Source organism: Flavobacterium sp. (assembly GCF_035456085.1).
Classification (GTDB): domain Bacteria; phylum Bacteroidota; class Bacteroidia; order Flavobacteriales; family Flavobacteriaceae; genus Flavobacterium.
This window is the reverse complement of sequence record NZ_DATIDY010000131.1, coordinates 1-24,167: the sequence shown is the minus strand read 5'-3', so window position 1 is coordinate 24,167 and position 24,167 is coordinate 1. Positions and strand designations below refer to the sequence as shown.

The window sequence follows — 24,167 nt, the reverse complement described above, 5'->3', positions numbered from 1 at the left end:
GAGGAGACCAAATTTAAAAATTCACCATCTCAAAAAAGATGATAAAAAGCATGTAATTTCTAATTTCTTCAGAAAACAAATAAAAAGTTACACCTATCGATTTTGGTAGTTGTTACTAAAAATATAATAATGATAAAATTGGTTTTTTAGTAAAATTTATAAAAACAAAAAGAGACTGTTTTTATCAAACAGCCTCTCTTTTATTTTGAAGTATAATTTATTTTAATGCACTTTCTGTTTATCAAAAGTAGTTTTCAATGTTTTTTTGATTTTATCTAAAGCTCCATGAAACGCTTTTTCGATAGAATCTGCATGTTCGGTAACAGCAATTGGATGCATATTGGCAGGTCTTGCTTCGATAAGACAACGTTTGTCATTTCCTCCTCCAGTTTTTGCACTATTTTCGTCCCCAAAGTGTACTTCGACACGCGTTACTTTATCTTCAAAACGAGATAAATTTTTTTCGATTTCACCTGAAAAATAAGCTTCCAATCTATCGCTTGCTTCTACATTTTTGTCTGTGTTGATTTGTACTTTCATAATCTTTTGTATTTATTATTTTTAGTGAATCAAATGGATTTTAACTACATCTGCATTATTGATGTCGATTATCCTCTTTCTCAAAGTTAAAAATTATTAATTTCAACTGCCCTACTTTTAATAAAACATTATGAGGAAAAAAAGAGATTTTTTAGGTGGTCTTCTTATAAAAAAATAGTTTTTGAAAAAAGATTAAATTTAATCTTGGATCAGAAAATTACTAGATTTACAATAAAGTCTAGATGCTTTTAACTATTTTCAAGACATTATAAATTCTCTTCTTCTAAATTTTCATTTTGAGGATTTGGAACATCTGTTTTAATTCTTTTGACAGTTTCTTTACGACTAATTAACAGCGGAATAGCAACTCCCGCAGATAATGCCAAGATGATAAACAAAGCCGAAAGTCCATTGTTTACAGTTTCAAAAAAGAGTTTTCTATAAACCTCTGCATCTTTCTCGGCCGTTAGTTTCATAACACCTACCATAGCTTTGTAGGCAAAAAAACCAGGAATCATCGGAATTAAAGATGGAAGCGCAAATGTCATAGGTGGCGCTTTACGGTAATGAGCTGCCAGAACACTTAAAAAACCAATAAGACTCGAGCCGCAAAATGCTGCAAAAACCAACCCAAAATCCAGAGACATCATATAAAATTTCAGCATTCCGCCAAACGCGGACATAATATAAATCGCTCCCAAAGTACGACGAGGCACATTGAACAATACAGCAAAACCAATACCTGCCAGACCTAACCATATTCCTTTATCTACTAATGCGAAATCCATTTTATTGTAAATTAAAAATTAGTAATGAAACCATTAATCCCAACGCAATAGCAAAAGCAATGACCAAAACATTTACTCCTCTGGTGGTTCCGTTTAATATATTTCCGTCAATAAAATCGGAGAAAGAGTTGATCATTGGCACTCCCGGAATTAAAAATAAAACGCAGGTAGACAACGCATGTATAAAGTCTTTGTGAGGATTTAAATAAGAATAAAGTCCAACTACAAAAGAAGAAGTTAGCGCTGCAAAAAAGATGCACAGATAAAAATTGAATTTCAATTTTACTGTTTCCTGCCTAACATACAGACCAATAAAAGTACCCAAAAAGCAAAGAATCATTTCAGCCCATGCTCCACCAAATAATCTACAAAAGGCAGCTCCAGCCAAGGACACTAAAAACAACACTAAAAATCTCGGATATAATGGGCGCCGATCCAGTAATTTTATTTCATTATTGATTCGCTCGACAGACCATTTTTCTTCAACAATTTTCCAACTCATAGTGCTGATGTCGGCAATTAGATTGAAATTAAGATGCATGTTTGGCACCCATTTTACACTGGTAAATGTTTTATTTTCATCATTATATCTTACAGTGATCATTAATGCGTGGTTCGTAATCATCAAATCTGACCCGCATCCAAAGGCTTCAGCGATTCTACTTATGGTAATCTTAACACGTTCAGTATTGGCTCCTGCAACCATTAGTAAGGATCCTATTTCCAGAAGCATTTCTCCTAGTTCATACTTATTTGGCTTTGTTGCTTGTTCCATAAAATGGGGGGTATTTATTTTACACTCAAATTTAAAGAATAAACAATTTGGAAAACATGATATTTAGCACTTTATGAAATTATTTTAAAAATAAAGGCTAATTTTTTATACAGTTTGTATGTATTATGAACCGAATGTTATAGAATGTTTTTATTAAAGCCTTTTTAGGTTTTAAATCTCAGAGTATCTTATAAAACCTTAAAGCCCTAGCCCTGATGGAAGTGGAAAGCCTTTTGAAATAAAATGGCATTTTTCTTGGATAAAAAGAGCGACCAACGGAAGCTCCTTTTTGTCTTTAGAAAAATGCCATTTTATGAGAAAGCTTGAAACGGACAGCAGGATTAAGCTCCTTATCTGTCGTTTTATTTTGAATTTTTTATTTTGGCAATGCTGTAAAGCCCATATTGTATAATGTAAATGCCTGAATATCGCAGGATTCCTGAATGGTCGCGGCCAATGATTTTCCGGCTCCATGACCTGCATTGATATCGATGCGGATTAAAACTGGATTGTCTCCTGTTTGTTTTTCCTGCAACTCGGCTGCAAATTTAAAACTGTGCGCCGGAACAACTCGGTCATCGTGATCACCTGTGGTAACAAGAGTCGCAGGATATTTAACTCCTGATTTCACATTGGCGACAGGTGAATATCCTTTAATGTATTCGAACATTTCTTTGCTATCTGCCGAAGTTCCATAATCGAAAGCCCAGCCCGCTCCTGCTGTAAAAGTATGGTAACGCAACATGTCCATAACGCCCACGGCCGGCAAAGCAACTTTCATCAAATCGGGACGTTGCGTCATCGTGGCTCCTACTAATAAGCCACCATTGGAACCTCCACGAATCGCTAGAAAATCAGATGAAGTATATTTTTGGGCAATTAGATATTCGGCTGCAGCGATAAAATCATCAAAAACGTTTTGTTTTTGCATTTTGGTTCCTGCATTGTGCCATTTTTTACCGTATTCTCCTCCTCCACGCAAATTGGCCACTGCATAGATCCCGCCGTTTTCCATCCAAACGGCATTCGAAACGCTGAAACTTGGTGTCAGACTAATATTAAATCCGCCGTAACCATAAAGAATTGTTGGGTTTTTACCGTTTAGTTTTATCCCTTTTTTGTGAGTAATAATCATTGGGATTTTAGTTCCGTCTTTGGAAGTATAAAACACTTGTGAAGAAACATAATCCTCACTTTTGAAATCTACTTTCGGTTTGGCATACACAGTTGATTTTCCTATTTTGGCATCAAATGAGTAAATAGTTCCAGGAGTGATATAATTAGCAAAGGAGTAATAAAGTGTTGTTTCTTCTTTTTTCCCATCAAATCCAGTTGCTGTTCCTAATCCTGGCAGCTTAATTTCTCGCACCAATTTACCTTCGTAATCATATTGTTTTACAAAAGACACAGCATCTTTCATATAATTGGCAAATAAATAGCCGCCACCAGACGATATATTCAAGACATTTTCGGTTTCGGGAATGATGTCTTTCCAGTTTTCTGGTTTTGGATTATTGAAATCCACTGCTACAATACGTTTATTGGGAGCGTTAAAATCGGTTTCTATAAACAGTTTTTCCCCTTGATTATCGATTATGTTATTATCGCTATTGAAATTATCGACAATCATTACAATTGGGCTGTTCGGCTTCGTTAAATCCTGAATATACAATTCATTTCCATAAGTAGAATTGGCAGCACTAATCACTAAAAAATGATTGTCTTCGGTAACACCTCCGCCTATATAACGCCTTTTTTGGTCTGCGCCAAAAATAACCTGATCATCTTTTTGTGCCGTTCCTAATTTATGATAATACAATTTGTGCTGATCGGTTTTTGCCGAAAGTTCGCTTCCTTTTGGTTTGTCATAACTGGAATAATAAAACCCTTCGTTTCCTTTCCAAGAGATTCCGCTAAATTTCACATCGACCAAAGTATCCTCAAGAATCTTGAAATTATTGACATCCATCAAAACTACTTTACGCCAATCACTTCCTCCTTCGGAGATGGAATAGGCTACTTTGGAACCGTCTTTAGAAAAGTCAACTCCTCCTAATGATGAAGTTCCTAATTTTGAAAAAGTATTTGGATCAAGGAAAACTTCTTCTTTTCCTTTGCTGTCTTTTCGATACAAAACCGACTGATTTTGCAATCCGTTATTTTTGTAATAATAAATAAAGTTTCCTTCCTTGAATGGAGCACTTATTTTTTCGTAGTTCCAAAGCTTTTCGAGTCTTGCTTTTAAAGCATCTCTAAAAGGAATTTTAGACAAATAATCATAAGTTACTTTGTTTTGTTCTTTTACCCAAGCAGCCGTTTCAGCCGATTTGTCGTCTTCCAACCAGCGATATGGATCGCTTACTTTAGTATCAAAATAAACATCAACAGTTTCTCCTTTTTTAGTTACGGGATAAGTAATTTTTTCTTTTGAATATTGTCCAAAAGATACCATTGAAGTTGATACAGCCATTAAAAAAAGTGTTTTTTTCATTCGAAATTAATTTGAAGTACAAACAAAAATAGAGAAAGTTTATTGGTTTAGAATGAAGAATCTATTAAAAAAATATTGATTTCTCAAATTTGCATCAATAAATAGATTGCATTGCATTTTTTGTTTTATTCAAAGAAAATACAGATAAGGAATGTATATTCATAACGAACAAATTTTGTATAATTGCAGTAAATTAATAAATCCCCAAATTGATCAAAAACATTAATTATGAAAAAAAAAATACCCCTAATCGTTATCCTATTATTTACAGCTATAATCGGACATTCACAAACTTTGGATTGTAGTAAACTCAAAAACATCAACGCTTATAATCCAGATTATCCTAAAAAAACTTTTACATTAAAAGGGGCAACTCAAGAAAGTTATGAAAACGGAGTGCTTAAATTGGTTTGGAGTGTTAAAACAATCAGTGACTGTGTATATGAAATTACTTGCGTCAAAAAACTAAGCGAATCTCAAACGGAAGTAGGAGATAAAATTACAATGTCAATTATAAGTATTGACGATGATTGTTTTACTGTAAGCAGAACTTTTCACTGTAAAAATTTCCCTGAAGGTGATATTGACACTAGTACCTATTGTGTGAAAAAATAATTTTAAATTATTGTTATTTCATCTTTATAAAAACAAAAAACTACAACTTTAACGGTTGTAGTTTTTTGTTTTTATAAATTATCTGGAAATTGATTAAACCAATTTTGCAGCAATTAAGTATTCTGCAATTTGAATCGTATTAGTTGCAGCTCCTTTTCTTAAGTTATCAGCAACAATCCACATATTTAAGGTTTTGTCTTGGCTTTCGTCACGACGAATTCTTCCAACAAAAACTTCGTTTTTACCTTCAGCATAACGAGGCATTGGATAAGTGAAAGTGTCTAAATTATCCTGAACTACAATTCCGTCAGTTTGACTCAAAATAGTTCTCACTTCATTTACATCAAAATCGTTACTGAATTCAACGTTTACAGCCTCACTATGTCCGCCAACAACTGGCACACGAACAGCAGTAGCCGTAACTTTGATACTATCATCGCTTAAGATTTTTTTGGTTTCTTTCACCAATTTCATCTCTTCTTTAGTGTATCCGTTATCTTCAAAAACGTCACATTGTGGAATACAGTTTCTGTTGATTTTGTATTTGTAAACCATGTCTCCTTCGATTCCGGCAACTTCATTTTCGAATTGTTGTACCGCTTTTACACCAGTTCCTGTGATAGACTGGTAAGTAGAAACGATCACACGTTTTACATTATATTTTTTGTGTAATGGAGCCAAAGCCAATACCATTTGGATAGTTGAACAGTTTGGATTAGCAATGATTTTATCTTCTTTTGTCAATTGTTCTGCATTGATTTCCGGAACAACCAATTTTTTAGTTGGATCCATTCTCCAAGCTGATGAATTATCGATAACTGTGGTTCCTGCAGCTGCGAATTTTGGTGCCCACTCTAATGATGTTCCTCCTCCTGCAGAGAACAAAGCGATGTCTGCTTTTAAATCAACAGCAGTTTGTAAACCTACTACTTTGTATTTTTTTCCTTGAAATTCAATTTCTTTTCCAACTGACTTTTCAGAAGCTACTGGAATTAATTCGGTTACCGGGAAATTTCTCTCTGCCAAAACTTTTAACATTATTTCACCAACCATTCCGGTTGCTCCTACAACTGCTACTCTCATCGTATATATTTTATATTATCAATTTCTATTTTGAAGAGCAAAAGTAAGTAAACTAAAAAAGATAACAAGGGGCTTAACAAAAATTAACAAATTGTTATAAATTGAACAAAATAGAAAAACCACCCGTTTATAGAGTGGTTTGGTTAGAATATATTAGTGTAGCGGTATATTTTTAAGTGGCTAAGTTTCTGAGTGGCTAAGTGGCTAAGTTTTACATTAGTAACTTAGGAGCTTAGCGGCTCTCATTTTTTAATAAATCTCTAATTTGGATAAGTAATTCTTCTTGTGTAGGTCCTACTACTGCCGCTTCTTCTTTCTTTTTTGTCGCATTGATCCCTTTGATAATCAAAAACAATACAAAAGCAATAATGATAAAGTTAATCACCGCTGAAAGAAACATCCCGTATTTTACTCCCCCAAAAATAGTAAGCTCTTCTATTTTTGAAAGATGAGCTGCTGATAATGCAGGCTTCAATAAAAGTGGCGTAATAACATCCTCAATTAATGAACTTATGATTTTGCCAAAAGCTCCACCGATAATAACCCCTATCGCAAGATCTACTACATTGCCTTTCATCGCAAAGGCTTTGAACTCTGAATACATTCCCATAATTAAGATTTTAAGTGAATAAAAAAAGGACTAAAACAACTACTAATGTATTAAAATTTTTCCTATTCGCGGTAAAAAACACGTTTCACCCTTTGTGAAATACTAGTCAAAATTTCATAAGGAATGGTTTTTAATTGTTCTGCCATATATGTTACGGTTGGGCTTTCGCCAAAAATAACCACCGAATCTCCTTCGCGGCAGTCAATTTCGGTAACATCAACCATCAGCATGTCCATACAGACACTGCCGATAACACTTGCTTTTTTACTTTTAATAGTTACAAAACCAACTCCATTTCCCCAATGTCTGGAAATTCCATCGGCATAACCAATTGGAATGGTAGCGATTTTTGATTCTCTATTGGCAATAAATCTTCTTCCGTAGCCAACGCTTTCGCCTGATTGAATGGTTCGGATTTGAGAAATAATTGATTTTAGTGTACCGACATTTTCAAGATATTTTTGCTCTTCCGGATCATTGGAAACGCCATAAAGACCAATTCCCAAACGAACCATATCATATTGCGCTTGCGGAAAATTACTGATTCCTGAAGTATTCAAAATATGACGAATCGGATTAATTTGTAACTCCTGTATTAATTGTGACGATAATTTTTCGAATAAATCAATCTGATATTGAACAAAATCTTTGTGTGCCAAATCATCACTTGTAGCCAAATGAGACAAAACACTTTTGACTTTAACCGTTTGATTTCCTTTTAAAGTGCTAATTAAATCATCAATTGTATTGGCTTCAAAACCCAAACGATGCATTCCTGTATCGAGTTTTATATGAATCGGAAAGTCTTTTAGTTTCTTTTGTTCGGCAATTTTCAAAAACGCATTCAGCCCTTTTAAACTGTATATTTCGGGTTCTAGTTGATGCTGAATAATAGCCGGAAAACTTGTACTTTCTGGATTTAAAACCATAATTGGCAAATTGATTCCTGCTGATTTTAATGAAATTCCTTCATCGGCGAAAGCCACACCCAAATAATCTGCTTTGTGATGTTCTAATAATTTGGCAATTTCAAATCCACCGCTTCCATAACCAAAAGCTTTTACCATCACCATCATTTTGGTTTGTGGCTTTAGTTTTGTTTTAAAGAAATTAAAATTATGACTAATTGAATTGAGGTTGATTTCTAAAACGGTTTCATGCGTTTTCTCAGCCAGTGCCAGCACAATTTCTTCAAATTGAAACGACCGCGCTCCTTTAATTAAAATAGTTTCATTTTCAAAAGACATGAACTCCAAATCCGTTAAAAATTCATTCGTATTTTTATAAAAAAACGCTTTTGGAAGTTTTGTTTTCAATGTAGAAATCGTTTCCCCAATTCCGATAAAACGGTTGATTTTATTAGAAATGATCAACTCAGCTACTTTCGAATATAATTCTTCATTGGATAATCCGCTTTGGAAAATATCCGAAAGAATTACAGTTTTTTTCTGATGCTGTTTTTGATTCTCCAGAAAATCCAAAGCAATTTTTAAAGATTGAAAATCGGAACTATAACTGTCATCAATCAGACTACAATTATTGATTCCGGTTTTTACTTTCAAACGCATTTCAATTGGATATAATAACTCAATTCGGTTTTGAATTGTTTTGGCATCATATTCCAAATACAACAAAACCAAAAGACAAGAAATCACATTCTCTATCGAAGCATCATCCACAAAAGGAATTTGCAAAGTCGAAACAATTCCTTTGTAACTATATTCTATAAGTGAATGTTCGTGAGTGTGTTCTTTTTTGGAAATAAAAACAGTCGCAGTCTGATCTTCAAAAGACCATGAAAAAGCTTGTGTATGAGGTAGAATCGATTGTTCTACCCAATTATTTTTTTGATAAATGACTACTTCCGAATTACTGAAAAGCAGCATTTTCTCTTTAATTTTTGATTCTAAATTTTCAAAACCTTCATCGTGTGCAGAACCAATATTCGTTAGGATTCCAATAGTTGGCTGAATGATTTTTTGGAGTTTCTCCATTTCAAAAACAGTCGAAATTCCAGCTTCAAAAATGCCCAAATTATGTTGCTCATTAATCGCAAGCACCGACAATGGGACTCCAACTTGAGAGTTATAACTTTTGGGACTTCGTATAATATTATAATCGGGACTCAAAAGAAAGTTGAGCCATTCTTTTACGATGGTTTTTCCGTTACTTCCGGTTACACCAATAATCGGAAAAGTAAAAAGACTGCGGTAATAAGAAGCTGTTTTTTGCAGCGCTTCTAAAGTATTCTGGACAACCAAAAAATTGGCTTTTCCATGAAGTCCGTCAGGAATATGGGTAACTACAAAATTGCGAACGCCGATTGTAATTAAATCTTTAATATAATTGTGAGCGTCGTTATTTACACCGATTAAAGCAAAAAAAAGCGTTTTGTCATTATTTTGCAAAGAACGGCTGTCGATTGAAATGGTGTCTATAACTTCTCCCCGAGGATTGCCATCCCATTTGGCATGCAAAACACTTTCAATATTTAGAATATCTAAATTCAATGTTGATTTTTATTATTTGAATTTTCGCTGTCTTTATCATCTTTTCGCATCGCGTGATAGTAAGCGGCGCGGCTCAAAGGCTCATATTCGTCAGTTTCACCGAGCATTACGAGTTTGTCATTATCACTTTTACGGAAACTATAATTGGCCAAATTTCCAGTTCTGGTACATACGGCATGCACTTTGGTAACATATTCTGCAGTTGCCATAAGCGCAGGCATTGGACCAAAAGGATTCCCTTTAAAATCCATATCCAAACCGGCAACAATTACACGGATTCCCTGATTGGCAAGATCATTACAAACGGTAACAATTTCGTCATCAAAAAATTGTGCTTCGTCAATTCCAACTACATCGCAGCCTTGTGCTAAGATAGAAATATTGGCCGCCGCAGGAACCGGTGTAGATCGAATTTCATTACTATCATGAGAAACCACCATTTCGTCATGATAACGAGTATCAATAGCGGGTTTAAAAATCTCAACTCTTTGTTTGGCAAATTGAGCTCGTTTTAGCCTGCGAATCAGTTCTTCGGTTTTGCCCGAAAACATCGATCCGCAAATGACTTCAATCCATCCAAATTGCTCTTTATGATTTACTGTGTTTTCGAGAAACATTTTGTGTTTTTTTACCTTAAAAAATGAATAGTTTTTATTACTTTGTAGCTGTAATAAATCGACTGGGTAAACTTCAATTTTACCTCGTTTCAAAAGTAGATAATTTTTATCAATTCGAAAATTTGAGAGGTCTTATTTCATCAATAAAATTGAAAAAGAACATAACTCTCTGCATCTATTACAAATAAAAAATATTTTTATATAAAGCCACGTATTCATTATAATTTCAAAAGTTATGCAAAAAAAACTAGAAGCCGATTTAATCAGCATTGCTCATAGAATTTTACAACTTAAAAATAAATCCGATATCAATCAGCTTTATTTAGAAACTCAAAAATTATATGAAAAATTAGCTGTTTTACGATTTGTCGAAGAACATTTTGGAGACGCAAAACCAACAATTGGTCAAGCGGAAGTGGTTGAAAAAATGAAAGAGTTTTTTGAAACCATATCAGTTCCTGATTTTCCAAAACCTGTTTCTATTCTAACTATAGAAGAAAAAATGCCAGAAATTGAAACGATTGAACACAAATCATTACCGGTCGAAGAACCAGAAATTATAGAAGCAACTGAGCCTACAGCAACTATTGAAGTTCCAGAAATTATTGAAGAACCGAAAGTAGAAGCTGTTGAAAAACCAGAAACAACAACAATTGAAGAACCAAAAGTTGTCGCTGAAAAAATAGCTTTCGAACCAATTGTAGAATCAATCGAACCAGCAATACCTGAAACTCAAAAGAAAAAAGAAGCTGTTCAAATTTCTTTTGATGATTTGCTTGGCGGAAAATATACTGATCCACAATTTGTAAAAGTTTCTCCTTCTGATAAAAAACTGAACAACGAACCTATAAAAGCAGAAACTGTTTTTGATTTTCAAAACACAACTGTTCCAGCAGCTTCCCAAACTGTTTTTGAAAAAGAAGAGCCAAAATCAATCACTTTGAATGATAGATTGATAAAAGAAATCACCATCGGTTTAAACGACCGAATTGCATTTGTTAAGCATTTATTTGGCGGAAGCAATGAAGATTACAATCGCGTGTTGAGCCAATTGATCACTTTTGATACCTTTTTGGAAACAAAAGCCTTTATCGACGAAATGGTAAAACCAGATTACAATAATTGGGAAGGAAAAGAAGATTACGAACACCGTTTTATGGAAATCATTGAGAAAAAATTCTTGTCGTTTTAAAACCATATCACATTCACTAAATCCTTTCTTTAAGCAAAAAAAATGTCAAAATTATATATAGTCCCTACTCCAATTGGCAACCTCGAAGACATGACTTTTCGAGCCATTAGGATCCTTAAAGAAGTAGATTTAATTCTAGCCGAAGATACCCGAACAAGCGGAAAATTGCTCAAGCACTTTGAAATTGGCACGCATATGTACAGCCACCACATGCACAATGAGCACAAAACAACCGAGAATTTAATTTCCAGATTGAAAGCAGGCGAAACTATTGCTCTGATCTCGGATGCAGGAACTCCGGCAATTTCAGATCCTGGTTTTTTACTGACTCGCGCTTGTATCGAAAATGGAATTGCTGTCGAATGTTTACCTGGAGCAACGGCTTTTGTTCCAGCTTTAGTCAACAGTGGATTACCAAATGATAAATTTGTTTTCGAAGGTTTTTTGCCTGAAAAAAAAGGAAGACAAACCAGATATCTGGAATTGGCAGAAGAAACCCGCACAATGATTCTGTATGTTTCTCCACATAAATTAGTAAAAACATTGGCTGAATTTATAACCTATTTTGGCGAAGACCGACAAATTTGCGTATCCCGAGAATTATCAAAACTCCATGAAGAAAATGTTCGAGGAACCACAAAAGAAGTGTTGGCTCATTTCGAAAAAACTGCACCGCGTGGCGAAATTGTGGTAAGTGTTGCCGGAAAAACAATAGTGAAAGAAGCTAAGAAAAATAAATTTCAAAAAGAAGAAAATTAAATAATTACATAATGACCATTACTACATTTTTAGAAAAACTAAAACAAACACCAAACACAATTACATTTCCAGAAACAATTGCAGTGATCGAGGAAAATTATGATTTTACTCCAACTGCTTTCCAAAACGGAACTCAGCATAATGAAGCCGGACAAAACTCTGGCTCTTGTAAATTATTCGCTTTCGCAAAATTGCAAAATCTTTCACAAGCAGAAACCTTAGCTTGCTTTGGAGCTTATTATTTCGAAGAAGTCTTGGGAGATCCAGAAGGAACCAATCACCAAAACATCCGTAATTTTATAAAACTTGGTTGGGATGGAATCCAGTTTGAGGGAGAAGCTTTGGTTTTGAAAGCTTAATGTTTTAACACTATGATTCACAAACCTAACAGGTTTTGAAAACCTGTTAGGTTTAATCGAGATTAAACCACTTCCAAATCAACAAACGAAAAAGTTTTCCCACTAAACAATCCTTTATCAGATAATTTTAAATCTGGAATCACCAATAGCGCCATAAAGGAAAGCGTCATAAAAGGAGCTTTCAAATTACTGCCGAGTTCTTTGGCCATGGCATCAATCTCTTCATACAATTTCGCAGCTTCCCAACCGTTTTTGTCGCTCATAATTCCAGCAACAGGCAACGGTAATATTTTACTTTCTGTGTTATTCACAGCACAGACTCCACCTTTGTTTTTGATGATAAGATTGACCGCATTGCAAATTTCCTCATCGGAAGTTCCTACAACCACAATATTATGACAATCGTGCGCTACAGAACTTGCGATAGCGCCTTTTTTCAATTCAAAATTTCTAATAAAAGCAATAGCGGGCTTGGTGTTTTCATAACGATTCACAACTGCCATTTTTAGAATATCATTTTCGGTATCTGACACTATTTTGCCATCAACGATTAATGACGAATGATGAAATTCGTAGGTAATTAATTGTCCTTCTAAAGCTTCAATAACGCGGATTTTTGAGCCTTTTCCAGAGACTTTAAAATCGCTGATTTCTTTGAAATTAATTTTAAAATTATTAGGAGTTTCAAACGGAACGTGTTGCACAAAAGATTCACCGTTTTCAGCAATTAATTGCCCATTAATATACGTTTGAAGCACTTTAAAATCTATTAAATCTTCCACCACTATAAAATCGGCAGCATCATTTTCTTTTAATAAACCCACATTCATTTTGTAATGGTTCACTGGATTTACACAAGCGGCTTGCAGGATTTTAAAAACATCAATTCCTTTTGCGACGGCACGGGCACACAGTGCATTGATATGACTTTCTATCAAATCATCAGGATGCTTGTCATCGGAACAAAACATCATGTTTTCGTAATTTTCATGGAGCAAATCGATTAAGGCTTCAAAGTTTTTGGCAGCACTTCCTTCGCGGATGATGACTTTCATTCCAAGCCTTAATTTTTCTTCAGCTTCTTCAAAAGTAAAACATTCGTGATCTGTATAAATTCCTGCTGAAATGTATTTTTTTAAAGGCTCCCCTCGCAACCCGGGAGCGTGGCCGTCTACAGGTTTATTGAAATGTTTTGCCCATTTGATTTTCTTCAACACCTCATCATCGTTGAATAAAACGCCTGGGTAATTCATCATTTCGGCTAAATAATGAATATCTGGAGAAGCTAATAATGTTTTTATTTCATCCGAATCAATAATCGCTCCAGCACTTTCAAAAGAAGTCGCAGGAACGCAAGACGGAGCTCCAAAATGGAACTTCAGCGGTACTTTTTTACTGTTTTCAATCATATAATAAACTCCTGCAGAACCAAGAACATTCGCAACTTCGTGTGGATCAGAAATCGTTGCCACCGTTCCATGCAGTACAGCAATTTTCGCAAATTCAGAAGGAACAAGCATCGAACTTTCAATATGAATATGAGCATCGATAAATCCCGGCATTATATAGGTTTTTACCTGATGATTTTTCTCTGTTATTGAAATGATTTTTCCGTTTTCAACAGTGATTTCACCACTATAAATACGTTTGTTTTGAATATCAACAATTTGTCCTTGAATTTGCATTTTGATTTAAATTTAAAAAAAGAAGTAATCAAAAGTAACAAATAATAAAGGTTGCTGATATAATAATTTGAAAATAGATATATGCTGAACAAGAATAAAATCGGTAGTTATTTTCTTTGACTGCCAAATTATTTAGCCTTTTTAGTCTAAATTTGTATCGTTTAAAATCCTAATTGTAATTCTCAATCCATAATTTTTATGCGCTGGACCATCAAACCAAAACCTTCGGAAGAAAAGGTAAAAAATCTTGCAAAGGCTTTGAACATTGAGGAATTTATAGCTAGTCTATTAATACAAAGAGGAGTCGAAACTTTCGATCAAGCCAAACAATTTTTCCGCCCAACTTTAGACGATTTGCATGATCCTTTCTTGATGAAAGACATGGATAAAGCTGTACAACGTATAGAAAAAGCAATTGCAAATCAGGAAAATATACTTGTTTTTGGCGATTATGACGTTGATGGAACTACAGCAGTTTCTCTTGTTTCATCATACTTAAAGAGCTATTACCCCAATGTTGCTACCTATATTCCAGACCGTTATGATGAAGGTTATGGCGTCTCTTTCAAAGGAATTGATTTCGCTGACGATAATGGTTTTTCTCTAATTATTGCTTTGGATTGTGGCATAAAATCTATCGATCATGTCGCTTACGCAAAAGAGAGAAACATAGATTTCATTATTTGTGATCACCATCGTCCTGGAGAATTTTTACCAGAAGCTGTTGCAGTTCTAGATCCTAAACGTGAAGATTGCCATTACCCATATGACGAATTATGTGGTTGTGGAGTAGGATTTAAACTCATCCAAGCACTTGGAAGCAACAAAGATCAAACTATTGAAGATTTGGTTTTATATCTTGATTTGGTAGCCACCGCAATTGCTGCTGATATTGTGCCGATAACTGGTGAAAATAGAGTTTTGGCTTATTTTGGGTTACAAGTTATTAATGCAAATCCAAGACCAGGAATCAAAGCTTTGACTCATCAGCTCAAAAAGAAAACCCTTGATATTACTGATGTTGTTTTTATAATTGCACCAAGAATTAATGCCGCTGGCCGAATTAAACACGGTAATCATGCTGTCGAATTATTAACCGAATTTAATTTTGAACAAGCACAACAATTCGCTTCTGAAATTGAACAATACAATTCTGATCGAAAAGATCTTGATAAAACCATTACTAAAGAAGCACTTCAACAAATAATTCAGAACCGAGAAGAGAAAAATTTTACTACGGTTGTTTTTCACGAAGATTGGCACAAAGGCGTAATCGGAATTGTGGCATCTCGATTAATCGAAACGTATTATCGCCCTACTTTAGTTTTCACTAAAAGTGGCGATAAATATGCAGCTTCGGCACGATCTGTAAAAGGATTTGATGTGTATAATGCTTTGGAAGCCTGTTCAGAACATTTAGAACAATTTGGCGGTCATATGTATGCGGCAGGAATGACTTTAAAAGAAGAAAATTATTTAGCATTCAAAAATGCCTTCGAAAAAGTAGTTCAGGAAACGATTCATCCCGATCATTTAACTCCCGAAATTACTGTCGATGCCGAAATAAATTTCACAGATATAACTCCAAAATTAACCCGGATTTTAAAACAATTTGAGCCTTTTGGTCCTCAAAATATGACGCCAGTTTTTTTAACCAAAAAAATAAAAGATACGGGTTATGCCAAAACATTAGGATCTGAGGATGAACATTTAAAATTATTTGTAAAACAAAACAACTCCGAAGGCCTAAATGCTATTGGTTTTGGGTTGGGAAATAAAATAGATCTAACTCGCAATCAAAAAGAATTTGATGCCATCTATTGCATCGATGAAAATGAATGGAATGACAAAACAACCATTCAATTAAGATTAAAAGACATTAAATAAAATAGAAGTATGAAAAAGAAAAATGACCCATATGCAGCACTGAGATTTAAAGAATTCAATACGTTTTTACTAATCCGTTTTGCAATGGTTTTTGCCTGGTCGATGCAGTTTGTCATCATAGAATGGGAAGTTTACAGAATTACAAAAAGTGCATTATCACTAGGTATTATTGGCTTAATGGAAATCATTCCAGCTATAGCCGTTTCTTTATTCGCAGGTCATTTTGTCGATCAAAATGAAAAAAAGGGTCTTTTATCCAAATGTATTTTGGGATTTTCGGTTATTAGTTTGGGATTATTTTTAATCACTTGGCCGATAGTGACAACTGGAATACCTAACAATGTTATTTTATATATTATTTATTTTTTGGTTTTCTTGGGGGGAATTGTTCGCTCGTTTTTAGGCCCGACTGTTTTCTCTCTTTTGGCATTAATTGTTCCAAAAAAAGCATATTCCAACGCAGCCACTTGGAGTAGTTCTGTTTGGCAAGTGGGTTCCGTAGTTGGTCCAGCGGTTGCTGGTTTCTCCATTCATTTAATTGGAGTTCATTGGTCAATGTGCATAGTTCTCGCGTGTTCACTTTTTGCTTTAATAATACTGACTCAAATTGAAAAAAAACCAATTTTAAATCCAAAAATTGGAGAACCCGTAATGGACAGTTTAAAAGAAGGAGTCAAATTTGTTTTCAACAACAAAGTCATTTTAAATGCCTTGACTCTAGATATGGCAGCCGTTTTGTTTGGAGGAGCCGTAGCATTATTGCCCATTTTTGCTTTGGATATTTTAAAAGTGGGACCACAAGGCTTTGGCTTTTTAAGGGCTGCTCCAGCTGTTGGTGCTATTTTGACCATGTTTTTTGCCGCTTATGTTCCTTTGAATAAAAATGCTGGAATGAAATTATTGACCGCTATCTTTTTGTTTGGTGTGTCCATCATCATATTTGGACTTTCAACAAGTTTTTGGATTTCGCTTTTAGCACTATTTTTTAGTGGAGTTGTCGATGGAATTTCGATGGTTATCCGACAAACAATTTTACAGCTTAAAACTCCCGATCATATGCGAGGCCGTGTAGCTTCGGTAAATTCAATATTTGTGGGTTCATCAAACGAGTTGGGTGCTTTTGAAAGCGGATTGACAGCTAAATTGATGGGAACTGTAACTGCTGTAGTATTTGGAGGCAGCATGACACTTATTATTGTGCTTTTTACTGGATTTATATCTCCTGAATTTAGAAAATTAGATTTGCAAAAAGATTTGGAAGAGCATGAAAACCACAAATAATTTGCTCTTTATTCTGGCAAAAACTAATAGATAAAATGAAACAGAACTCGTTAAAAAATAAATTTACAGCTCTTTTCAAACAAGGATTAAGCCCGATACAACTTAGCGAAAGCATTATTGTATCGGGTTTATTTTCTATAATTCCGATTCTTGGTGTAAGCACTTTTATCCTGACAACCTTGTCCATAAAAAGAAAATTGAATTTACCAATAATGATCGCCATAAGCTACGTGATGTGGCCGATACAAGTCTTATTGATAATTCCTTTCATAAGAATTGGAGAATTTATTTTTTCGGTTCCTTCAACACCACATACTGTCGAGGAAATCATCAGTTCTTTTCAAAATAGTTTTTTTCAAACATTAAGTCACCTTTCATTTGAACTGTTGTGTGGATTAGGTGGTTGGTTTTTTACAGCGATTCCTGTTTCTTTTGGAATTTATCTGGTCGTGCTTATATTTTTGAAGAAACTGATCAAATAATTTCCTTTAACCCATTGGATGAAATTCTAAAAATGAAAAAAATTAACCACATAGAAACATAGATTTAATAGCAAATCATTAAGGAACGAATAGAAATAGCACACTATTTTCCACATAGCCAATCTATGTGAGAAGTGAAACGGTTATCTAACTCTTTTTTAAAACTATAAATTCTATGTCTCTATGTGGTAAAAAATAATTTCACCCAACGCGTTTTCCTTTATTCTAAAACGCCGATATTCGATTTATTAGAATATGTCATTCAAACCTCAACAAAAACAACAATTCTCAATTACTTAACAGTTATTTTTAATTATGTAAATATATTTTAGATTTACGTTTAAAAAAGTATATTTACCTCGATGAAAAAAATAACAATCCTTTTTGCTATCGCAGCTTTGTCCCTTTTATTGACAAACTGTACCAATAAATCAGACGAATATATTGATCCTCGAGGAACCGATTATACAGGTTCTGAAAGTTGTGTTCAATGTCATAAAGCCCAATCTGAATCTGCTTTTCACAGTTCGCATCATTTGGCAACATCTCCAGGAATTAAAGAAAATATTTTAGGACATTTTGAAAATGGTCATAATGTTTTCGTCTATGACAAAAACACAAAAGTTGTCATGGAAGAACGCAACGATTCGCTTTATCAGGTTTTGTATAAAAATAACAAAGAAATGGAAGCTTATGCTTTTGACATTATATTCGGGACTAAAAATGCACAAACTAGTGGCTTTTGGAAAAATCATCACGTTTATGAATTACCGATTTCGTATTATAAAGCTATAAATAATTGGGCTACAAGTCCAACTTATCCAGCTAATAAACCTGTTTTTGACAGGAAAATATTGAAAGAATGTTTTTCTTGTCACACTTCAAACATCGCTAGCCGATACGTTACTACGACCAGCACCGAAAATGAGAAAAATAACACGTTTATGGGAATGGATGTTGAAGCTTTTATGAACAAAAAGACTCTGATTTATGGAATTGATTGCGAACGTTGCCATGGTCCGGCAAAAGAGCATGTACAAAAGCATTTGAAGTTCCCGGATTTAAAGAAAGCCCAAAACATGATTTCTTTTAAGAATCTAAGCAGGCAACAACGAATAGATGCTTGCGCCTTGTGCCATTCCGGTAACGATCAAACTAAGTTGAAATCCCGATTCCAATACAAACCAGGCGAAAGTCTTGTCGATTATTTTATGGAAAATCCAAAATCAAGAGACAGTTTACATTTTGATGTACATGGAAATCAACTTGGGTTGCTTTCGCAAAGCAAATGTTTTAAGAAAAGCCAAACTATGGATTGTATCACATGCCATAATCCTCACCAGGATGCGCCACAAAATAATATGACTTATTCTAAAATTTGCATGAGTTGTCATCAAGATGCTAAACACAGCGAGACAATTTTAAAAACAAAATTAATGGTAGCCAATAATTGCGTCGAATGTCATATGCCAAAACAGGATTCTAAAGCAATAACCTTTCAACAATCAAACTCAGCAACTATGAATAGTTATTCTTTAAGAACACATAAAATTGCTGTTTATCCTTCGGCTAAAAAATAGCTCACAAAAAACAAGGTTCATTAAGTTTTTAATCCTTAATGAACCTTAATTTCTTATTGATAAAATTCAATATTTATTTTTCGAATGTCTTCAATTCAAAAGTTTCTCCATCAAAAACGCCGTAGGTAAAATAAGTGATCCAATCGCCTAAATTAACGTATTCGGCATTTTCGCCAACTGATTTAATCATTGGCAAATGACGGTGACCAAAAACCAAGTAATTATAATGTTTGGTTTCCAGTTTTCTTTTAGAATAAAGAATAAGCCACTCGTTATCATCTCCTAAAAATTTCACATCTTCGGAACCAGAAATGAGTTTATTTTTAACCGAAAGATGTTGCGCCAATTTTACTCCAATATCTGGGTGAAGCCAGCGGTACAACCATTTGGAGAATGGATTGGTGAATACTTTTTTCATTCGTTTGTAACCTTTATCGCCTGGACCTTTTCCGTCGCCATGACCGATGAGGAAGGTTTTTCCGTTGATAGTGTATTCTTGATTGTCGTGAAATACGGGAATATTAAGTTCTGTTTCAAAATAATCTTCCATCCATAAATCATGGTTACCAACGAAGAAATAAATTGGGATTCCGCTGTCGCGAATTTCGGCTAATTTGCCCAAAACACGAACAAATCCTTTGGGAACAACGGTTTTATATTCGAACCAAAAATCAAATAAATCACCCAAAAGGAAAATAGCTTCGGCATCTTTTTTGGCTTCGTCAAGCCAGGCAACAAATTTTTGTTCTCTTGGAAAACTCAATTCGGGAGTTGGCGCTCCAAAATGCTGATCAGAAGCGAAATATATTTTTTTGTTATTTGATAATTGCATGAACTAAGTGTAGATTATTGATTATCGCTTGCAAACCATTCGGCAAATGATGATTCGGTTTCCTGAAGTTTTAAAGAAAAAAGCTGAATGTTTTTGGGTAATCTGCTGATGATTCTTTGCGAAAAATCGACTACCATATTCTCACTTGTTGGTTGATAATCTACCAATATTACGTGATGTCCTCGGCTTTTTAACTCAGCTGCCAATTCAACGTGAGGAGTAGTTTGATTGAAAACAGTGGCATGATCGAATTGATCGACAATCTCTTCTTTTACGATTTTTTTTAAATCAGAAAAATCAATGACCATTCCAAACTTTACATTATTGCGGTCGGTAATAGGTTTTCCGATCACTGTAACCGATAATTTGTAACTATGACCATGCACATTTTTACACTTCCCATCATAACCATACAAAGCGTGACCTGTTTCAAAATTAAATTGTTTGGTAATTCTAATATTGCTCATTGAAATTCTATTTAGGGTGCAAATTTAATGAATTCGTATGAGAAATGGGTACTTAAAAAGTGTGTTTCAAACTTCTGAAGCCCTAGCCCTGATGGTAGCGGCATCCTCTTGTGGCGGGGTTCGCCATAAGAGATATAGCGTACAGCAGGAATCAGCTCCTAATAATTCTTAAAAATATTTCGATTACAGTAAATATAATTGTTATTTTGTAGAATAAAATTGTAACGCATTATGTTCAAAAAACATTTTAAATATATTCCTTTTTTGCTGCTGATTTTTTTTGTGAGCTGTGCCAAAAGAGGTTCTATTACCGGTGGTTTGAAAGATACCATTGCTCCCACGTTGAAAGCTAGTTACCCTGAGAATTATTCGACCAAATTTAGTGCGAAAAAAATCAAACTTACTTTTGACGAAAATGTCAAAATTAAAGACCTTAACAAACAATTGATTATTTCGCCTCCTATGAAAAATGAGTTGCTTGTACTCCCAACGACTCCGACAAAAGTTATTACCATTACGATAAATGATACGTTGCAGCCTGATACGACTTATAGCCTGAATTTTGGGCAAAGTATAGCTGATAATAATGAGGGGAATCCGTATAACCAATTTAAATATGTTTTTTCGACTGGGGATTATATTGATTCGTTGGCTCTTGGTGGGCGAATAAAAGATGCACATGACAAAGAAGTAGCTAATTTTGTGTCGATTATGCTGTATGAAGCGAATGAAAAATTTAATGATTCGACTATTTACAAGGAAAATCCGCGCTACGTAACGAATACTTTGGATAGTTTGAAAACATTTCGATTGGAGAATCTGAAAGCTGGAAAGTATTTTCTATTGGCTATAAAAGACAATAACAAAAACAACAAATTCAACCCGAAAACAGAACTAATCGGGTTTAATAAACAAGTTTTGACGATACCGAATGACACGGTTTTTGAATTAGAATTGTTCAAAGAAGTGTTACCATTAAAAATTAACAAACCAAGTCAAGCTTCGGGTAACAGGGCGATCATTGGGTATGAAGGAAATCCGAAAAGCAATGGGGAATTACCAAAGTTTACATTGAAAAATAAAGACGAAATAGTTCCTTCTATAATTACAAAATTAGACAAAAAAGATTCTTTGCAGATTTGGTTCAAACCGCTAAAAGCGGATTCATTGTCGCTACATATTGAAAAAGATAAATATGTGAAGGACTATAACTTTAAAATCAGAAAGCAAAAAAATGACACTTTGAGCATTAAATCGCTTCAGGGTGGTTCGTTAAATTTTAGAGACCGATATACATTAGAGTCCAGTCTTCCGTTGGTGAAATTTGACCAAACAAAAATGACGCTTATTAACAAAGACTCTGTGGCTGTTCCATTTACGACTGCTTATGATGAATTTCTGCAGCAAATGTATATAGATTTTAAAAGTGAGGAAGCTCAGAAATATACTTTCAAGATGATGCCGGGAGCTGTTACCGACTTTTTTGAAAAAAGCAATGACACTTTAACCTTTAAAACAAATACTCAAAATTTATCTGATTTTGGTAATCTCTTTATTACGCTAAAAAATGTAAAACGTTTTCCCGTTATCATCGAATTAACTGATGAAAAAGGAACTGTTGTAAAAGCAAGTCAATACACGGAATCCAAAACCGATATTGAGTTTAATTTGCTTGAACCAAGCGTGTACACGATTCGGGCCATTTATGACGACAATAAAAACAAAGAGTGGGATACTGGAAGCTATTCTGAAAAACGCCAGGCCGAAGAAGTCATATATTTTTCTAAAGAAATAAATCTCCATGCCAATTTTGACTGGCAGGAAACTTTTGATTTGAGCATTCCGTATACTCCGGAAGTCAAGAAGAAAAAACCTAAGGAAAACGAAAAAAAGAAAAAGAGCTCATTTTAGCACAAAAGAATCACGATCATTTAAAAAATTGAATTTTTTTCTGGCTAAAAGTTGTTCGGCTTTGTTTAATTCAACGATAAAAACACCTTTGGCTTCAATTGGTTCCAAGATATAATTTCCAATGAAATCGACCACTTGGGAATGTCCGTTGTATTCTAGTTTGTAATCATCTTGGCCAATTCTGTTCACGCCAATTGTGTAGCTCATGTTTTCGATAGCGCGCGCTTTGAGTAAAGCATCCCAAGCCTGGATTCTTGAACTTGGCCAATTGGCAACATAAATTAGCAGATCATAATCTTCTACATTTCGGGCAAAAACCGGAAAACGCAAATCATAACAAACCAGAGGACAAATTTTCCAGCCTTTATATTCAATGATTAATTTGTCGTTGCCCGATTTATATATCTGATCTTCACCAGCGAGCGTAAACAAATGTCGTTTGTTATAAAACTGTATTTCACCAGACGGAAAAACAAACAGTAATCTGTTATAATAACTATCATTTTCTTTGATAACTAAACTCCCTGTAATGGCAATGTTTTTGGCTTTTGCCAAAGATTGTAACCACAAAACCGTTTCGCCTTGCATGTCTTCTGCGACAGTTTTGGGTTGCATTGTAAAGCCTGTAGAAAACATTTCCGGAAGTACAACTAAATCAACATCCTGATCAAGAGCATTCATTTTTTCATCGAAATGGCTTCGGTTAGCAGTTGGGTTTTCCCAAAATAAAGAGGATTGGACGAGTGCTATTTTCATATTATAAAATTAGTGAAATTTTGAGATATAAAAACTGTACGAAAACACAAGGACTAATGTTTTAGATTGTAGATTTCTATTAAGACAAAAATTTAATTTACTTAAAAATCATCAGCATTATTAAGTTATCAGTTTTTTTAATCATTGCCGAAAACGTTATAGCTTCATTTTCAGGATGTTATTGTCAATATCTCTTGTTTTATTCAGAAAAAATGATTTATTTTAACGAATTAACAATCCATATCTTAAATAACTATTAATATGTTAAAAGAGTTTTCATACAAACAATTTGGCAATTTGAACTTCGGAGATCAGAATATTGAAGAGGAAACATTGGTTAAAATTGGAAATCATATTAAAATTTTGTTTCTGCCTAAACAGAGTAAAGTTCAAATAGATTTCCAAGAGTTTGAAATTGAAACGGATTCTTTACTGTTTATCAATCCAAATGTAGTTATTAAACCAAATGGTAACGAAACAAGAGGGGAATCGTTATTGCATTTTAACAGAGATTTTTATTGTATTGAGCTTCATGACCAAGAAGTGGCTTGTGACGGAATATTGTACAATAATGTTTTTGAAGTTCCATTTGTCAAATTGAATGAAAGCCAGTCGATGGAAATCAAAAGAATTATTGAAGAAATCCAATCGGAAATGAAAAATGAGGATGCAAATACAGAAGAAATGTTGCGAACCTTATTAAAACTGATCATTGTAAAAGCAACCAGAATTTGGAAACAGCAACATCTATTGGACGAAGATGAACAACAATCCGATATTAATTTCCTTAGAAAGTTCAGCAAATTGGTAGAACAACATTACAAAACACATCATACAGTTGCAGATTATGCTGAAATGTTATTTTTAACTCCAAAAAACCTCAGCAAAAAAATAAGTCTGGTGAGCAAAGAAACTCCAAACGATATTATAAAAAACCGAATTATCTT

22 protein-coding genes are annotated in these 24,167 nt (G+C 34.2%); 10 read left to right on the top strand and 12 right to left on the bottom strand.

Annotated elements, in window-relative coordinates; all coding sequences use genetic code 11:
• Positions 1-222 precede the first annotated feature (222 nt).
• From VLC96_RS10065 to VLC96_RS10050, 4 genes are all read right to left on the bottom strand, one after another.
• The gene (locus VLC96_RS10065) at positions 223-540 is read right to left on the bottom strand and encodes an HPF/RaiA family ribosome-associated protein (protein ID WP_325262615.1); all 318 of its coding nucleotides are present in this window, start codon (positions 538-540) and stop codon (positions 223-225) included.
• A 266-nt stretch (positions 541-806) separates the two neighbouring features.
• Entirely contained in the window at positions 807-1,328 is a 522-nt protein-coding gene (locus VLC96_RS10060) for a threonine/serine exporter family protein (protein ID WP_325262613.1), read from the bottom strand.
• A 1-nt stretch (position 1,329) separates the two neighbouring features.
• The gene (locus tag VLC96_RS10055) at positions 1,330-2,103 is read right to left on the bottom strand and encodes a threonine/serine exporter family protein (RefSeq protein ID WP_325262611.1); all 774 of its coding nucleotides are present in this window, start codon (positions 2,101-2,103) and stop codon (positions 1,330-1,332) included.
• A gap of 376 nt (positions 2,104-2,479) precedes the next feature.
• Positions 2,480-4,594, bottom strand: coding sequence for a prolyl oligopeptidase family serine peptidase (locus VLC96_RS10050; RefSeq protein ID WP_325262609.1), 2,115 nt, complete (start codon positions 4,592-4,594; stop codon positions 2,480-2,482).
• 228 nt (positions 4,595-4,822) lie between these two features.
• Between VLC96_RS10050 and VLC96_RS10045 the strand changes: the two genes are divergently transcribed.
• Entirely contained in the window at positions 4,823-5,209 is a 387-nt protein-coding gene (locus VLC96_RS10045) for a hypothetical protein (RefSeq protein WP_325262608.1), read from the top strand.
• Positions 5,210-5,302: 93 nt separating this feature from the next.
• Here VLC96_RS10045 and VLC96_RS10040 read toward each other — a convergent pair whose 3' ends face one another.
• From VLC96_RS10040 to VLC96_RS10025, 4 genes are all read right to left on the bottom strand, one after another.
• Positions 5,303-6,292, bottom strand: coding sequence for an aspartate-semialdehyde dehydrogenase (locus VLC96_RS10040; RefSeq protein ID WP_325262606.1), 990 nt, complete (start codon positions 6,290-6,292; stop codon positions 5,303-5,305).
• Positions 6,293-6,524: 232 nt separating this feature from the next.
• Complete coding sequence (gene mscL / locus VLC96_RS10035) at positions 6,525-6,902, bottom strand: large conductance mechanosensitive channel protein MscL (protein WP_325262604.1); 378 nt, start codon at positions 6,900-6,902, stop codon at positions 6,525-6,527.
• Between the two features lie 62 nt (positions 6,903-6,964).
• Positions 6,965-9,412: a bifunctional UDP-N-acetylmuramoyl-tripeptide:D-alanyl-D-alanine ligase/alanine racemase gene (locus VLC96_RS10030; RefSeq protein ID WP_325262602.1), complete on the bottom strand. Its 2,448-nt coding sequence runs from the start codon at positions 9,410-9,412 to the stop codon at positions 6,965-6,967.
• On the bottom strand, positions 9,409-10,029 hold the full coding sequence (locus tag VLC96_RS10025) for a thymidine kinase (RefSeq protein ID WP_325262600.1): 621 nt from the start codon (positions 10,027-10,029) through the stop codon (positions 9,409-9,411). Before VLC96_RS10025 ends, VLC96_RS10030 begins: the two co-directional genes overlap by 4 nt.
• A gap of 235 nt (positions 10,030-10,264) precedes the next feature.
• Between VLC96_RS10025 and VLC96_RS10020 the strand changes: the two genes are divergently transcribed.
• From VLC96_RS10020 to VLC96_RS10010, 3 genes are read left to right on the top strand one after another with little or no spacing between them, the layout of a single operon-like run.
• Positions 10,265-11,221 (top strand): DUF8457 domain-containing protein, encoded by a 957-nt coding sequence (locus VLC96_RS10020; RefSeq protein WP_325262598.1) that lies wholly within the window; start codon positions 10,265-10,267, stop codon positions 11,219-11,221.
• 42 nt (positions 11,222-11,263) lie between these two features.
• Positions 11,264-11,980 (top strand): 16S rRNA (cytidine(1402)-2'-O)-methyltransferase, encoded by a 717-nt coding sequence (gene rsmI / locus VLC96_RS10015; RefSeq protein ID WP_325262596.1) that lies wholly within the window; start codon positions 11,264-11,266, stop codon positions 11,978-11,980.
• Positions 11,981-11,991: 11 nt separating this feature from the next.
• Positions 11,992-12,339 (top strand): HopJ type III effector protein, encoded by a 348-nt coding sequence (locus VLC96_RS10010; RefSeq protein ID WP_325262594.1) that lies wholly within the window; start codon positions 11,992-11,994, stop codon positions 12,337-12,339.
• Between the two features lie 62 nt (positions 12,340-12,401).
• Here VLC96_RS10010 and ade read toward each other — a convergent pair whose 3' ends face one another.
• Complete coding sequence (gene ade, locus VLC96_RS10005; protein ID WP_325262592.1) at positions 12,402-14,024, bottom strand: adenine deaminase; 1,623 nt, start codon at positions 14,022-14,024, stop codon at positions 12,402-12,404.
• Positions 14,025-14,222: 198 nt separating this feature from the next.
• Here ade and recJ point away from each other — a divergent pair, with 198 nt between their 5' ends.
• The 4 genes from recJ to VLC96_RS09985 all read left to right on the top strand — a co-directional run bounded on the left by recJ (position 14,223) and on the right by VLC96_RS09985 (position 19,254).
• The gene (gene recJ / locus VLC96_RS10000) at positions 14,223-15,911 is read left to right on the top strand and encodes a single-stranded-DNA-specific exonuclease RecJ (RefSeq protein WP_325262590.1); all 1,689 of its coding nucleotides are present in this window, start codon (positions 14,223-14,225) and stop codon (positions 15,909-15,911) included.
• A 9-nt stretch (positions 15,912-15,920) separates the two neighbouring features.
• Entirely contained in the window at positions 15,921-17,192 is a 1,272-nt protein-coding gene (locus tag VLC96_RS09995; RefSeq protein ID WP_325262588.1) for an MFS transporter, read from the top strand.
• Between the two features lie 35 nt (positions 17,193-17,227).
• Complete coding sequence (locus tag VLC96_RS09990) at positions 17,228-17,674, top strand: DUF2062 domain-containing protein (protein WP_325262586.1); 447 nt, start codon at positions 17,228-17,230, stop codon at positions 17,672-17,674.
• Between the two features lie 362 nt (positions 17,675-18,036).
• Positions 18,037-19,254, top strand: coding sequence for a cytochrome c3 family protein (locus tag VLC96_RS09985; protein ID WP_325262584.1), 1,218 nt, complete (start codon positions 18,037-18,039; stop codon positions 19,252-19,254).
• Positions 19,255-19,327: 73 nt separating this feature from the next.
• On the opposite strand, the gene VLC96_RS09980 is transcribed toward VLC96_RS09985, so the two are convergent.
• On the bottom strand, positions 19,328-20,086 hold the full coding sequence (locus VLC96_RS09980; RefSeq protein WP_325262582.1) for a UDP-2,3-diacylglucosamine diphosphatase: 759 nt from the start codon (positions 20,084-20,086) through the stop codon (positions 19,328-19,330).
• 14 nt (positions 20,087-20,100) lie between these two features.
• Positions 20,101-20,553 (bottom strand): 6-pyruvoyl trahydropterin synthase family protein, encoded by a 453-nt coding sequence (locus VLC96_RS09975; protein ID WP_325262580.1) that lies wholly within the window; start codon positions 20,551-20,553, stop codon positions 20,101-20,103.
• 231 nt (positions 20,554-20,784) lie between these two features.
• On the opposite strand from VLC96_RS09975, the gene VLC96_RS09970 reads away from it, so the two are divergent.
• Entirely contained in the window at positions 20,785-22,464 is a 1,680-nt protein-coding gene (locus VLC96_RS09970; protein WP_325262578.1) for an Ig-like domain-containing domain, read from the top strand.
• Here VLC96_RS09970 and VLC96_RS09965 read toward each other — a convergent pair.
• Positions 22,456-23,220, bottom strand: coding sequence for an amidohydrolase (locus VLC96_RS09965; protein ID WP_325262576.1), 765 nt, complete (start codon positions 23,218-23,220; stop codon positions 22,456-22,458). The genes VLC96_RS09970 and VLC96_RS09965 overlap by 9 nt on opposite strands.
• Before the next feature lie 261 nt (positions 23,221-23,481).
• Here VLC96_RS09965 and VLC96_RS09960 point away from each other — a divergent pair.
• On the top strand, positions 23,482-24,167 hold a 686-nt coding region (locus VLC96_RS09960; protein ID WP_325262574.1), incomplete at its 3' end, for an AraC family transcriptional regulator.